The sequence below is a fragment of the Streptosporangium sp. NPDC023963 genome, assembly GCF_040639135.1.
In the GTDB taxonomy this organism is placed as follows: Bacteria; Actinomycetota; Actinomycetes; order Streptosporangiales; family Streptosporangiaceae; genus Streptosporangium.
This window is the reverse complement of record NZ_JBEZZK010000007.1, coordinates 120,006-132,977: the sequence shown is the minus strand read 5'-3', so window position 1 is coordinate 132,977 and position 12,972 is coordinate 120,006. Positions and strand designations below refer to the sequence as shown.

14 protein-coding genes and 1 tRNA gene are annotated in these 12,972 nt (G+C 71.6%); 11 read left to right on the top strand and 4 right to left on the bottom strand.

Annotated elements, in window-relative coordinates; translation table 11 throughout:
• The first annotated feature begins 12 nt into the window (after positions 1–12).
• Positions 13–552 carry a hypothetical protein gene (locus AB0F88_RS22455; protein WP_362687105.1) on the top strand — a complete coding sequence of 180 codons (540 nt, stop codon included), beginning with the start codon at positions 13–15 and terminating at the stop codon, positions 550–552.
• 211 nt (positions 553–763) lie between these two features.
• Positions 764–958 (top strand): hypothetical protein, encoded by a 195-nt coding sequence (locus AB0F88_RS22450; protein WP_362687102.1) that lies wholly within the window; start codon positions 764–766, stop codon positions 956–958.
• 29 nt (positions 959–987) lie between these two features.
• On the opposite strand, the gene AB0F88_RS22445 is transcribed toward AB0F88_RS22450, so the two are convergent.
• Positions 988–1,061: transfer RNA gene (locus tag AB0F88_RS22445), tRNA-Arg, on the bottom strand.
• Positions 1,062–1,480: 419 nt separating this feature from the next.
• Here AB0F88_RS22445 and AB0F88_RS22440 point away from each other — a divergent pair.
• The 5 genes from AB0F88_RS22440 to AB0F88_RS22420 all read left to right on the top strand — a co-directional run bounded on the left by AB0F88_RS22440 (position 1,481) and on the right by AB0F88_RS22420 (position 6,272).
• A complete protein-coding gene (locus tag AB0F88_RS22440) occupies positions 1,481–2,287 on the top strand; it encodes an aminoglycoside phosphotransferase family protein (RefSeq protein ID WP_362687099.1) in 807 nt (268 codons plus the stop codon).
• A 49-nt stretch (positions 2,288–2,336) separates the two neighbouring features.
• Positions 2,337–3,245 carry a cobalamin biosynthesis protein gene (locus tag AB0F88_RS22435; protein WP_362687814.1) on the top strand — a complete coding sequence of 303 codons (909 nt, stop codon included), beginning with the start codon at positions 2,337–2,339 and terminating at the stop codon, positions 3,243–3,245.
• A gap of 291 nt (positions 3,246–3,536) precedes the next feature.
• The gene (locus AB0F88_RS22430; RefSeq protein WP_362687096.1) at positions 3,537–5,078 is read left to right on the top strand and encodes a cobyric acid synthase; all 1,542 of its coding nucleotides are present in this window, start codon (positions 3,537–3,539) and stop codon (positions 5,076–5,078) included.
• 222 nt (positions 5,079–5,300) lie between these two features.
• Positions 5,301–5,504, top strand: a complete 204-nt coding sequence (locus AB0F88_RS22425) for an SHOCT domain-containing protein (protein ID WP_362687093.1) — start codon at positions 5,301–5,303, stop codon at positions 5,502–5,504.
• A gap of 132 nt (positions 5,505–5,636) precedes the next feature.
• Positions 5,637–6,272 carry a hypothetical protein gene (locus AB0F88_RS22420; RefSeq protein ID WP_362687090.1) on the top strand — a complete coding sequence of 212 codons (636 nt, stop codon included), beginning with the start codon at positions 5,637–5,639 and terminating at the stop codon, positions 6,270–6,272.
• Here the strand turns inward: AB0F88_RS22420 and AB0F88_RS22415 are convergent.
• Positions 6,247–6,534, bottom strand: a complete 288-nt coding sequence (locus tag AB0F88_RS22415) for a hypothetical protein (protein WP_362687088.1) — start codon at positions 6,532–6,534, stop codon at positions 6,247–6,249. The two genes, AB0F88_RS22420 and AB0F88_RS22415, sit on opposite strands and share 26 nt — an antisense overlap.
• Before the next feature lie 9 nt (positions 6,535–6,543).
• On the opposite strand from AB0F88_RS22415, the gene AB0F88_RS22410 reads away from it, so the two are divergent.
• On the top strand, positions 6,544–7,809 hold the full coding sequence (locus AB0F88_RS22410; protein ID WP_362687085.1) for a hypothetical protein: 1,266 nt from the start codon (positions 6,544–6,546) through the stop codon (positions 7,807–7,809).
• Here AB0F88_RS22410 and AB0F88_RS22405 read toward each other — a convergent pair whose 3' ends face one another.
• Positions 7,810–8,844: a 1-acyl-sn-glycerol-3-phosphate acyltransferase gene (locus tag AB0F88_RS22405; RefSeq protein ID WP_362687082.1), complete on the bottom strand. Its 1,035-nt coding sequence runs from the start codon at positions 8,842–8,844 to the stop codon at positions 7,810–7,812.
• Positions 8,845–9,020: 176 nt separating this feature from the next.
• Complete coding sequence (locus AB0F88_RS22400; RefSeq protein ID WP_362687079.1) at positions 9,021–9,854, bottom strand: patatin-like phospholipase family protein; 834 nt, start codon at positions 9,852–9,854, stop codon at positions 9,021–9,023.
• 129 nt (positions 9,855–9,983) lie between these two features.
• Here AB0F88_RS22400 and AB0F88_RS22395 point away from each other — a divergent pair, with 129 nt between their 5' ends.
• From AB0F88_RS22395 to AB0F88_RS22385, 3 genes are read left to right on the top strand one after another with little or no spacing between them, the layout of a single operon-like run.
• Positions 9,984–10,916 (top strand): ABC transporter ATP-binding protein, encoded by a 933-nt coding sequence (locus AB0F88_RS22395; protein ID WP_362687076.1) that lies wholly within the window; start codon positions 9,984–9,986, stop codon positions 10,914–10,916.
• Positions 10,885–11,688: an ABC transporter permease subunit gene (locus AB0F88_RS22390; RefSeq protein ID WP_362687073.1), complete on the top strand. Its 804-nt coding sequence runs from the start codon at positions 10,885–10,887 to the stop codon at positions 11,686–11,688. Before AB0F88_RS22395 ends, AB0F88_RS22390 begins: the two co-directional genes overlap by 32 nt.
• Positions 11,688–12,839, top strand: a complete 1,152-nt coding sequence (locus AB0F88_RS22385; RefSeq protein ID WP_362687070.1) for a helix-turn-helix domain-containing protein — start codon at positions 11,688–11,690, stop codon at positions 12,837–12,839. Before AB0F88_RS22390 ends, AB0F88_RS22385 begins: the two co-directional genes overlap by 1 nt.
• Positions 12,840–12,972 lie beyond the last annotated feature (133 nt).

Here is a 12,972-nt window from a genome sequence, read left to right as displayed (position 1 = left end):
TCGAATAGGCGAGTGAATTCTCAAATACCCGGAAGCGGCTTTGAGCGCATCGCGGCCAAGGTGCTCTTGCTGGCTACGGCCACGGTCGGGGTCACCGCTGTTGTGCATTTTGCCCTGTTTGCCGAAGTGTTGAGTTGGGCGCTCCCCACGGTCGGCGTGCTCAGCGCGGGCGTTGTCCTCATGTTGGCCGTAGACGTCGCGCGCGGCAGGAGACAGCGACTCGCGCAGGCAGAGGAAGATCCCGGCGAAGCGCTTCGCCGCCGCGTCGAGCGCGTCAACGAGGCGTTCGTCGAAGCCGCCGCCCTCATGGCCGACCTGCAGCGTGACCTCGCCGCCCAACAGGCCGCCCGCGAAGAACTCATCGCCCAGGCCGAAGAACAGCAGCAACTCCTCACCGTCGACCAGGAACAGGCCAAGAACATCCGGCTGCTCCTCATCGAAGGGGCCAAGGAAGCCAACCGCGCCGAACGGGGTCAGCAATGGATGTTCTTCCTGCTCGGTACCCTCGTGTCCGTTCCTATCGGCGTCGCCATCAACGTGTTCGTCCCCTGACCGAGCCGCCGCCACGGCCGCGAACTCCGCGCGCAACTCGTCGCCCCCCGGCGCCGCCGCAACCGCGCGATGTCAACCGGGCGTGGTCCGCGCCGTGCAAGCGTGCGGATCTACGCCGGGGCGACGACGAGGGGGTGAGGATTCACGACCTGCGGCACGCCTGCGAAACGTTCCTGTTCGCCGGAGGCGCTGACATCAAGACGATGCGGGGGTGTTGCGGCACACCCGGCAGGCGACGGCCGCGGACGTCTGCGTGCATCTGTCGGATGAGGTGAAGCGCGGCGCGGCCGACAGCACGGACGGCATCCTGCCGGACCTTACGAAGCGGCGGGGCGGAGAAGGGGTCGGCGCCATGAACGGCCTGCTGCCGCATCCGCTGCCACAAAATGACCAAGGCGCTCCGTAGTGATCAAGGAACGCCCTGCTCAAGACACGTGCACCCTGCAGGATTCGAACCTGCGACCGTCGGATTAGAAGTCCGATGCTCTATCCAGCTGAGCTAAGGGTGCTCCCGCTCAATTGTGCATGATCCGGGGAGTGCCCACGTAACGGTTTTGGGCCGGTGTCGTGAGGATCACTCTGTGGATCACCCGCCCCGCGGGGAGAGCGACCGCTCACCCCCTCCGGCTCAGGTGGGCGATGGCCGTTCGAAAGGGGGGAACCGAGCGGGGGAGGATTCCTCCGTGCGGCTGACCTGGAGGTTCTTCCGCCGGGCGCGGCGGGGGCGGGGCCGGGTGTCCGGAAGGGCCGGGGCGGGGTGTTCGGAAAGGCGGGGGCCGGGTGTCCGGAAGGGCCGGGGCGGGGTGTTCGGAAAGGTGGGGGCCGGGCGTCCGGAAGGGCAGGGAGGTCTTCCGGGCCGTCCGTCCGGAGGGAGCGGTCTGCCCGAATCGTTCTCCCGAAGAGGTGAGGCGGTCTAGGCTCGTATGCCATGTTCGTCACCACGGTCCAAGAGGAGATTCCCCTTCTGGGCGGTGATGTCACCGACGGGGTGGTGCGGGTCGGGGACACCGTCCGGCGGCCCGGCAGGGCCTCCACCGGGTCGGTGCACGCGCTCCTGCGTCATCTGGAGCGCTCCGGGTTCGAGGGTGCTCCCCGGGCACTGGGGGTCGACGAGCGGGGCAGGGAGATCCTGAGCTATGTCGAGGGGGAGTCCGCGGCCAGGCCGCTGCCCTCGTACGCGCTCACCGGGGAGTCGCTGGCCGCGCTGGCGCGGCTGCTGCGCGGTTTCCACGACGCGGCGGAGGGTTTCGTCCCGCCGCGAGGGGCCGTCTGGGAGGCCGGGTCCAACGACGACGCGGCACCGGAGCTGATCGGGCACTGCGACGTCAACCTCGACAATGTGATCTTCCGTGACGGGCTTCCCGCCGCGCTGATCGACTTCGACATGGCCCGGCCGACGACCCGGCTGTTCGACGTGGTCACCACGCTGCGCCACTGGGCGCCGATCGCCGATCCCGTCGACCTGGAGCCGCTCCAGCGCCGCCTCGACGTCGGTCCCCGGCTCCGGCTGTTCTGCGACGAGTACGGCCTGACGCCTCGCGACCGACGCCGCCTGCTGGATCTCGCCCGGCTCCGCTTCGACCGCTCGTACCACGCGATGCGGACCAAGGCCGAGGCGCAGGGCGAGAGCGGCGGATGGGCCCGGATGTGGGCCGGTGGGGCGGGGGAGCGCATCCGGCGGGCCCGCGTGTGGCTGGAGACCCACCAGGATGAGCTCCATGAGCATCTCGTTTAGGCAGCGGAAGACCGGGGTGAGGGGACGGCGGCCGGGGGTGGCCGAGGGGGTGGGGATGCTCGCCGGGGTCGCGATCGACGCCGTGCTCGCCGACCCCCGGCGCGGGCACCCGGTCGCGCTGTTCGGCACCGCCGCCGCCGGGGTGGAGCGGCGGGTCTACGGAGACGGCCGGGCCCGGGGCGTCCTCCACGTGGCCCTGTGCGTCGTCCCGGTGGCGCTGCTCGGCCACGCCGCGACCCGGTCGCGCAACCCGGTGGTCCGGGCCGCGCTGAGCGCGGCGGCGACGTGGGCGGTCGTCGGCGGTACGACGCTGGGCCGCGAGGGCGCGGCGATGGCCGAATTCCTGGAGGACGGTGATCTCGCGGGGGCGCGGGGGCGGCTGTCACACCTGTGCGGGCGCGACCCGTCCGGGCTGGGGGAGGCCGGGCTCGCCAGGGCCACCGTCGAGTCGATCGCGGAGAACACCTCGGACGCGGTGGTGGCGCCGCTGTTCTGGGGGGCGGTGGCCGGGGTGCCCGGCCTGCTCGCGTACCGGGCCGTCAACACGCTGGACGCGATGGTCGGCCACCGGAACGCGCGCTACGAGCGCTTCGGCTGGGCGGCGGCCCGCCTCGACGACGTCGCCAACTTCGTGCCCGCCCGGATCACCGGACTGCTCGCCGCGCTCGGCGCCCCTCTGGTGGGGGGGTCGGCGCGGCGCGCGGCGGCGGTGCTGCGCAGGGACGGCCACCGCCACCCCAGTCCCAACGCGGGCCGCTGCGAGGCCGCCTTCGCGGGGGCGCTGGACCTCACGCTGGGCGGGGTCAACGTGTACGGCGCCCGCGTGGAGCACCGGCCGGAGATGGGCGACGGGCCCGAGCCCTCGGTCGCGGACATCCGCAGGTCGGTACGGCTGGCGCGGGCGGTGGGCCTCGGGGCCGCGGTCCTTGCGGTCCTGGCCGTCCTGCGGCGCCGGTAGGCGGCCGAGGAGAAGGGGCCGTGAAGGGGCCGCGGAGGGGCCGTGAAGGGGCCGCGGAGGGGATCAGGCGTACCGGAAGAACGGGGCCGGAGGGCGAAAGGGCCTGTTCGGGAGTCCGGGTGGGCGGTGCGGGCGCGGGGGCGGCATGCTGGTCGCCATGATGGTTGATTCCCCCGGAGAACCGCCTGTGGTTCCGATCTGTCCTGATGCCACCCGCCGTCCCGGTGCCACGGGTCGTCGCGGTGCCGTGCGTCGTGCCGGGTTCGCCGCTCCTCGGGCCGGGGCGAAGGCGTGAAGGGGGCGAAAGGGGCGAAAGGGGCGCTGCTGGTCGCGGGGACGACCTCCGACGCGGGCAAGAGCGTCGTCACCGCCGGGATCTGCCGCTGGCTGGCCCGGCAGGGGGTGAGGGTCGCGCCGTACAAGGCGCAGAACATGTCGCTCAACTCCTTCGTCACCGCCGACGGTGCCGAGATCGGCCGGGCGCAGGCGATGCAGGCCGCCGCGTGCGGGCTGGAGCCCAGCGCGGACATGAACCCGATCCTGCTCAAGCCGGGCAGCGACCGGCGCAGCCAGGTCGTGGTGATGGGCAGGCCGATGGCCGAGGTCGACGCGATGGAGTACTGGGACGTCAAGGAGCGGCTCCGCCAGGTCGCGGTGGAGGCGCTGGAGCGGCTGCGGAGCACGTACGACGTGGTGGTCTGCGAGGGGGCGGGCAGCCCGGCGGAGATCAACCTGCGCAGGGGGGACATCGCCAACATGGGCCTGGCCCGTGCCGCGAACCTGCCGGTCGTCGTGGTCGGCGACATCGACAGGGGCGGGGTCTTCGCCGCGCTGTACGGGACGGTGGCGCTGCTGGAACCCGCCGACCAGGCGCTGGTCGCCGGGTTCGTGATCAACAAGTTCCGGGGGGCGCCCGAGCTCCTCGAACCGGGGCTGGACATGATCAGGGAGTTGACCGGCCGCGAGGTGTACGGGGTACTGCCCTGGCTGGACGGCCTCTGGCTGGACGTCGAGGACTCCCTGGCCCTGGACAACCGGCCCGCGATCGGAGCGCGCGCCCCGTACGGCCGGCAGACCCTGCGGGTGGCGGTGGTGCGGCTGCCGCGGATCTCCAACTTCACCGACGTGGACGCGCTGGCCTCGGAACCCGGGGTGGCGGTCCGGTTCGTGACCTCCCCCGGCGAACTGGAGGACGCCGACCTGGTGGTGCTGCCCGGTTCCCGGGCCACGGTCTCCGACCTGGCGTGGCTCCGCGCCACCGGCCTGGCCGCGGCCCTGCCGGGCCGGGCGGTGCTGGGCATCTGCGGCGGCTACCAGATGCTCGCCAGGACCATCCGCGACGACGTCGAGTCGGGAGCGGGCCTGGTCGAGGGGCTGGGACTGCTGCCCGCGTCGGTGGAGTTCGCCGCGGACAAGACGCTGGGCCGCCCGGCCGGCACCGCGTACGGCCATCCGGTCGCCGCGTACGAGATCCACCACGGCGTGGTGACGGCCGACGGCGGCGAGCCCTTCCTGGACGGCTGCCGGGACGGCTCGGTATGGGGGACCACCTGGCACGGCGCCCTGGAGAACGACGGCTTCCGCCGGGCCTTCCTCGCCGACGTGGCCGCGGTCTCCGGCCGTGACTTCACCCCGGCGCCGGACGTGTCGTTCGCCGCCCTGAGGGAGGAGAGGCTGGACGCGCTCGGTGACCTGATCGAGCGGAACGTCGACACCGGCGCCCTGCTCCGGCTGCTGGAGGGCGGGGCACCTCGGGGGCTGCCCTCGCTGCCGCCCGGCGGGGCTTCGCGCGAGGCCCCGGACTTCTCGGCCGGCGTTCCCGCCGCCGGCTGAGCCGGTCCTTTTCCCGCCGCCGGTTGAGCCGGTACCTTCCCCGCCGGTCGAGCCGGTGATCCCTCCGCCGGTCGAGGGGAGCGGTTTCCCGGCTCTCCGGCACCGTTCCCGTGAGGCGCGAAAGCGGGTGAATCACTTCGGCCGGCGAAAAGGAGAAGGTTCCTCTGCCGGGTAAACTCGAAATTCCCCCGCCAGGTCTGATGGGGGTATGGGAGGCCGACCATGTCCCGCATCCTGCTGTTGCTCTTCGTCGTCGCGGTGATCGCGGTGGTGGTTCTCGGCGTGGTCATGGTGGTCCGCTCCCACGCGGCACGCACCTCCGTCGCCGACAATCCCCGCGAGATCCTCAAGCGCCGCTACGCGGCCGGTGAGATCGACGAGGACGAATACCTCCGACGCATGTCGGGTCTCTCCCAGGACTGGTAGGTCCACCGGTCATCCGGTGCGTCCCGGGGCTTCCGATGTTTTCCGAGATGATGGATTTTGTCGGCGTATCGCTTCTTTTGTGGTAATCCTCGGTGATTCCTGGAGAGACTCCACCGCGCGCCGAGGAGCAGGATGCCCGGACTCGAAGCCATCGCCGCCGCCGCGGGAAAGGCCGTGGTGGAACGCGCCATGCGTGAGGGGCTCGCCGCCCGGACGGCGAGGGCCGAACGGGGCGCCGACCTCACCACCCTCATCCAGAGCGGGTTTCCCGACCGGTTCCTGCGGCGCAGCCTCGAACGGCAGCTGGAGGCGATCGCCGACGGGGTGGAGAGACGGCTCACGGTGCTCGTCGAGCGGGAGTACGGCGGGCTCGCCGAGAACGACCGGGCGGCCGTCCTGCACGAGGTGGTGGCGGCGGTCCAGGCCGCCGACCTCTCCGACAGGGCGCTCCTGGCCGCGGACATGGATCCGATCAAGCTCGCCAAGACCATCCGGGCCGGACTGCCCGACCCGGCTCCGCAACTCGGCGAGGCCGGGGCACGCCTCTTCGACGTCCTGCTGGACGAATGCCTCGACTGTCTGGTGCGAATCGTCCAGCAGCTCCCGCAGTACCTGCCCCGGGCGGGAACCGAGCTTCTCGGCCGCGTCTCGTCCGTCGAGGACCGCCTCGCCGGCCTCGGCCAGCAGGTCTCCTCGGTGCTCGCCCGGCTGTCAGGCAGTGGCTGGACGGTCTTCTCGCGGCCTATCCGGAGATCCGGGTCATCGTGACCTCCCGTCCGGCGGCGGCCGACACCCGGTGGCTGGAAGGGGAGGGGTTCTCATCGGTGACGATGGAGCCGATGACGCCGGTCCACCTGGGGAGCCTCGTACGGCAGTGGCACACCGCGATGCGGGGTTCCGGGAACCTGCCGTTCGCGGCCGAGAAGCTGGACGAGTACGAGGGCGCGCTGCTGGCCAGGTTCGAGAGCAGCCCGTACCTGCGGACGCTCGCCTCGACGCCGCTGCCCGCGTCGCCGAGGGGGGCAAACACACCCGGCGGTTGCGGCTGCTCGTGGTCGGCTGCCTGGAGACGATCCAGGAACTGCCGAGGGACCTCGCGGGGGACATCGAGGAGTGCTTCGCGGAGGTGATCCCTCCCCGGAACGCGGGCGAGGCCGCGGCTCTCGCCTCGGCGGGGGAGGAGGTGCTCCGGCGTCTCCCCGACGACATCACCAGGCTCTCCCCTGCGCGGGCGGAGGCGACGGTACGGGTCTGCTGGCTGATCAACGGCCCCGAGGCGCTGGAGCGACTCTCCCGGTACGCCGGCGACTCCCGTTTCGACGTGCAGCAGGAGCTGGTCACGGCGTGGGACTACTTCGATCCCGAGGAGTACGCCCGGCGAGTGCTGGCCGCCGCTCCCCTCATACCCGGGTCGTACGGTGGATTCGCGAGCGTGAGCAATCCACGGGTCTTTCCCCATCTTCGGTACCTGCGCGGCCTGAAGGACCTGCGGGTCGACTTCGACGGTGAGGACCTCGGTTTTCTCAGGGATGTTCGCCCACTGCGCAGCTTGCGGTTCTTCCGGTTGACGGGGCCGGGGGCGCTGAGCGTGCTGGAGTGTCATCCGGCCTTGAAATGGCTGTGGGTGCGGTTCAGGAAGGATTCCGCCGCCTCCCCGTGGCCGCCCATGCCGCCCGCCCTGCTGGAAGCCTCCGTGTTCCACGACGTTCCAGTGTCCGGCATCGGCTTTCTCGACCGTTTCCACATGGTTGAGGAACTCAGTCTCAACCGCCTCGACGAGGTCACCGACTTCACCCCGTTGACCCTGCTGACCGGGCTGAAGACACTGAATCTTCTCGACTGCCGCGGTCTTTCCGACCCCTCTGTCTTCGGGAGGCTTCCCGGCTTGGTGAGTCTGCACCTCACCCGCCCGGCTCTCGGCGGGCTCGACGACCTCGTCGGCAACTGCCCGAACGTCAGGCGGATCGGGCTCCGGCGCGTTTCCTGGCTGGAGGACATCACCCCGCTCGCTTCGCTCGCTCTCGAGGAGGTGAGGCTCTCCATGTGCGCCAACCTCGCCGATCTCACACCGCTCTCCGAGCTGGGAGAACTTCGCAGGGTCGGCATCAGGGGCTGCGACGTTCGCGATCTCTCGGCTCTCGGGCCGTTGCAGAAACTGAAGCGGGTCGATCTGGCCGAGCTGCCCGGCGTGATCGATGTCGCGCCCCTCGCGGGAAAGCCGGGCTTGGTCATCGAGATCGACGACGGGCAGGAACTCCGAAACACCGACCTGCTCGATCCGACCGCGAGGATCCGGCGCCTGTAGTCAGGCCGCAGGAGCGGGGGCCGGTTGGTTCGCGGTGATCCAGGCGTCGATCTCCTCCCACTGGTCGAAGAGCCAGCGGATCTGGGCCTCGCGGTCGCGCGGCACGTCGGCGGCCTGGACCCGCCACCACTTGGCCTTGATCCGGGCGCTGAGCGGGAGACGGGTCCAGATGTCCCCGAAGGTGACCAGGTCGTCGAGACCGGTGTGCGCGACGAAGACCACGTCCGCCTCGGGGCAGGCCTCGATGGCGGCGATGGCCCCGTTGGGGTGGGGGGCCATCAGGTGTTCCAGCCTGCGGGCCCGCGCGGCCTCCTCCGACAGGCCCTTCTGCTCCAGCCGCAGGATGGCCCGCCAGCGGCGCTTCGGGGTGAAGTTGCCGCCCTCCGGGAAGATCACCAGGGCGTCGTCGGCGTCCATGTCGGAGGACAGGCGGCGGATCTCGCCGAGAATGCCGCTCTCGGCGACCTTGTGGTGGACGAAGGCGCTGGGAAGGCGGTTGATCACCACGTCCAGCGAGGGGTCGAACTGCAGGGCCGCCTTCATCACGATCCTCGGGCGCCTGCCGTAGCGGGCGAGAAGGTGGTGCACGAGCAGGAACGAGTCACCGGGGCCCGCGTGGCGGGCCAGGACGATGACGGGACGGGTGAGGCGCCGGGAGATCTCCTCGGAGGTCGGCGGCGGCTCGTCGATCTCGACGCTCAGGCGGAAGATCCGCACCGCGGCCTCGTAGATCTTGGACAGGAACCACTGGATCAGCTCGTAGTGCCGCTCCTGGTACTCGTCGCGGCTGAGCCGGCCGCCCAGGCCGTTCGCCACCCACAGCCACAGGCAGGCGCACAGCGCCATCGACTCCAGCGTCAGCCACGCCAGCGCGAACCAGACCAGCCGGGTGCCGCGCCGCTGCGGGGGCGGCAGCCGCAGCGAGGCCGCGGTCACCACCAGCAGCCAGATCGGGAGCGTGAGCACGGCGACGACGGTGAGCACGATGACGAGCGGGGCCAGGACCAGGCGGCGGATGATGCGAGGAGGCAGCACGAGCGGCTCCTGCCTGTGTGGTTGTGCGGTCGTGGTGCGCGTGCGGGGCCGGTGTGACTCAGGAGGCGATGATCCGGACGTACCTCCTCAGGAGTACCCCAGGTGTGGCCCTACCCCAATATGGACATATGACTCGACTTGGTTTATATCGGCACCGGTGCGGACGGTGGAGTGGCTCAGGGGGACGCCTGCCGGATCAGGTAATCGGACGAGGCCTGGTACGCGCGGTCGATGTATTCAGATATATGCGATAAATCCCGGTAACGCAGCTGAGAAAGGTCTATTCCTGGACGGGATTCGCCCCCGGACGGCATGACATGGACCTCGATGTCGTCCGGCAGGGTGGCCATCTCCTCGGTGAAGCGGTGCCGCCGGGCGATCTCGAAGGCGGTCATGCCGACCTCCCACGGGCGCCGGGGCACGACCAGGGGACGCTCGATCCTGCCGACGTGCAGCACGTAGACCCGCCGGGCGCCGAGCGCGACGGCCCGGCCGACCGGGATGCTGTGCACCAGCCCGCCGTCGAGGTAGTGGCCGTCGCCGACGCGGACGGGCGGCAGCAGCCCGGGGACGGCGCAGGAGGCGAGGACCGCGTCGACCAGGGGGCCCTCGGTGAACCAGTGCGCGGCGGCGCGCTCGACGGAGGCGGCCACGCACTGGAACGGCACGGACAGGTCCTCGATGCGGGAGACCGGCAGCGTCCGGGCCAGCAGGTCGCGCAGCGGCTCGGAGGAGTGCAGGTGGGTGCCGCTCCTGGCGAGGGTGGACAGCCGGGTCACCCAGGACCCCGCGAACGCCGTACGGACGATGTCCGAACCCCACAGCGTGGTCAGGCGCGCGACCGCGTCACCGGGGGCGGCGGCGAGCACGACGCCGTTCAGCGCGCCCACGGACGTGCCGATGATCACGTCGGGCTTGATGCCCGCCTCGTCGAGCGCCCGCAGCATGCCCACCTCGTGGGCGCCGAGGAGGCCCCCGCCACCCAGTACGAAGGCAGTGTCCAGGCTCATGGGCTCACCATAGCCCCGCGGGCGAGCGCGGCACCGCCGGGCGGGTTCCGGATCCGCGCAACGAAGGGGCGGCCAGCTGTCCGGGTCCGGTAATGCCCCCGGCGGCGCCGGGAGGGCACGATCTGAGGCATGACAGCGGTAGTGGAGACCGAGGGGCTCACCAAGTTCTACGGCGGGCGCCGGGGACTTGAGGATCTCGACCTGGAGATCCGGCCCGGGGAGGTGTTCGGGTATCTCGGCCCGAACGGATCGGGAAAGACGACGACGATAAGACTGCTCCTGGACGTCATCCGCCCCACCAGGGGCCGGATGACGGTCCTGGGCCGGGATCCCCGCGAGGCGGGCGTACGGAGCCGGATCGGCTACCTGCCCGGCGAGCTGGCCCTGGAGGGCAGGGAGAAGGCGGGGGAGTTCCTCGCCTTCCTCGGCGCCATGCGCGACGGCGTGCCCAAGGGGCGCATCGAGGCGCTGGCCGAGCGGCTTGAGGCCGACCTGTCGGTGCCCATGGGCAAGCTCTCCAAGGGCAACAGGCAGAAGGTCGGGCTCATCCAGGCCTTCATGCACGAGCCGGAGTTCCTGATCCTCGACGAGCCGACCAGCGGCCTGGACCCGCTGATGCAGCAGGAGTTCCTCGCGATGGTCCGCGAGGTCCGCGCCTCGGGCCGTACCGTGCTGATGTCCTCCCACGTGCTGGCCGAGGCCGAGGACGTCTCCGACCGGGTCGGCATCGTGCGCGGCGGCAGGCTCGTCGCGGTGGAGGACGTCTCCGCGCTCAGGGAGAAGGCGGTGCGCCTGGTGGAGTTCCACTTCGACGCCCCGGTGCCCCGCGAGGCGTTCGAGAACCTGCCAGGCGTACGGGACCTGCGGGTGGAGGGGGCCGGGCTGCGCTGCACCATCGACGGCCGCCCGGACGCGCTGATCAAGGCGGCGGCGAGGTTCACCGTGGTGCACATGGTCAGCGCCCAGCCCGACCTGGAGGAGATCTTCCTCACCTACTACAGCCAGAACGAAGAAGAAGGGGAGGCGCGCGATGCCCACGCTGATGTCGAAGAGCCTGCGTGACTACCGCAGGCCGCTGCTCGGCTGGACCGTCGGGATCAGCGCGTTCTTCGCGATGTACCTGGCCTACTACCCGACCATCCAGAGCAACCCCGACCTCTACGGGGACATCGCGCTGAGCAAGTTCCCCGGGGCCATGCGCGACCTCATGGGCGGCCTGGAGGGCGGCTTCACCAGCGGCTCCGGCTATCTGCAGACCCTGGTCTACCAGCTGTTCGGGCCGCTGCTGTTCATCGTGTGCGCCGCGGTGATCGGCAACCGGGCGATCGCCCAGCCCGAGGAGTCGGGCACGCTGGAGCTGGTCCTGACCCTCCCGATCGACCGCAGGCGGCTGGTCCTGGAGCGCTTCGCCGCCCTGGCCCTCGCGCTGCTCGGCGTGGCGGCGGTCACCTTCCTCGTGGTGCTGGGCCTGGTGACGGCCGTCGACATGGGTGTCCCCGTCGACAGGATCCTCGCCGGTCACGTGGGCGTCTTCCTGCTCGCCCTCTTCTTCGGCACGCTCTGCCTGACGGTCGGCGCCGCGACGGGGCGCAGGGGGGTCGCCCCGGCGGTGGTCGGGGTGGTCGTCGTGGCCGGCTACGTGGTCGAGACCATGGGCAAGAACGTGGACGGGGTGTCCTGGCTGCGCTGGATCTCGCCGTTCCACTACTACCTCGACGGACGGCCGATCCAGCTGGGATTCCCGGCGTGGGACTATCTCGTGCTGGCCGGGGCGACCGTCGCGCTGGTCCTGGTCGCGATGCCGGCCTTCGACAGGCGTGACGTGGGAGTCTGATGGACGAGCTGCTCGGCGGCCATCTCCGGGTGTTACGGGAGGCGGCCGCCACCGGCAGGCTGCCCGGCCGGGCCGAGCTCGACGACTGCCGCGCCGCCGGTGCGCTGGCCGCCGAGCGGGGCGCGTCCGCGCGGGCCCTGGTCGAGGCCGCGCTGGCCATGGCCGAGTCGGTGGGCCCCACCTCGCTCCCGGCCCTGCGGCGTACGGTCTCCGCCCTGATGGAGGGGTACGAGAACGCCCAGCGGTCGGCGCTGCGCCAGGAGGAGGCGGCGCGCAGGGAGTTCGTCGACGACCTGCTCCAGGGCCGCGCCGACAGGCTCGCCGAGCGGGCCGAGCACTTCGGGCTCCGTCTGGCCGAGACGTACGTGGTCGCCGTCGCGCGTCCCGCCGCCGGAGCCGCTGGAGCCGCTGGAGCCGCTGGAGCCGCTGGAGCCGCTGGAGCCGCTGGAGCCGCCGGAGTCGCCGGAGTCGCGGGAGCCGGAGTCGCCACGGCCGCCCCGGCCGCCGCTCCGGGGGACGGCGGGCTCGCGGGGGAGGCCGAGGGGACGGCCAGGCGGATCGAGGACGCGCTGGTCGCCCGGTTCGGCTCGCACAACGTGCTGGTCGCGGTCCGCGACGGGATGCTCGTGTGCGTCGCGCCGGGCGGCCTCACCGTCGCGAACGGCGAGTTCACCCATCACGTGCGCCAGGCGTTCGCGCCCGGCTGGCGGGTCGGGCTCGGCCGGGCGCACCGGGGCCCCGGCGGGGTGGTCACCTCCTACCGGGAGGGTGCCAACGCCATCGAGCTCGGTGACCGGCTGGGGCTGCGCGCCCCCGTGCTCAAGGCCGCGGACCTGCTGGTGTTCCCGGTGCTGCTGCGGGACCGCGCGGCCATCGAGGACCTCGTGACGAGCGTGCTCAGCCCGCTGCTGGAGGCGCGGGGCGGCCCCGAGCCGCTGCTCGCCACGCTGGAGGCCGTCTTCGCCTCCCAGGGCAACCAGACCGCCGCCGCACGCAGGCTCGGCGTCAGCACCCGGGCGGTGACCTACCGGCTGGAGCGGATCCGCCGCCTCACCGGGTTCTCACCGGATGACTCCACCCAGCGTTTCACCCTGGAGACGGCGGTCCTGGGCGCCCGCCTCCTGGACTGGCCCGCCCACCCGCTGCGCTGACCGGCCCGGCTCGTCCGCCGACTGCGCTGACCGGCCTGGCGTGTCCACCGGCTGCGCTGACCGGCCCGCTGCGCCGATCGGCCCGGCGTGTCCACCGGCTGCGCTGACCGGTCCGGCTCGTCCGCCGACTGCA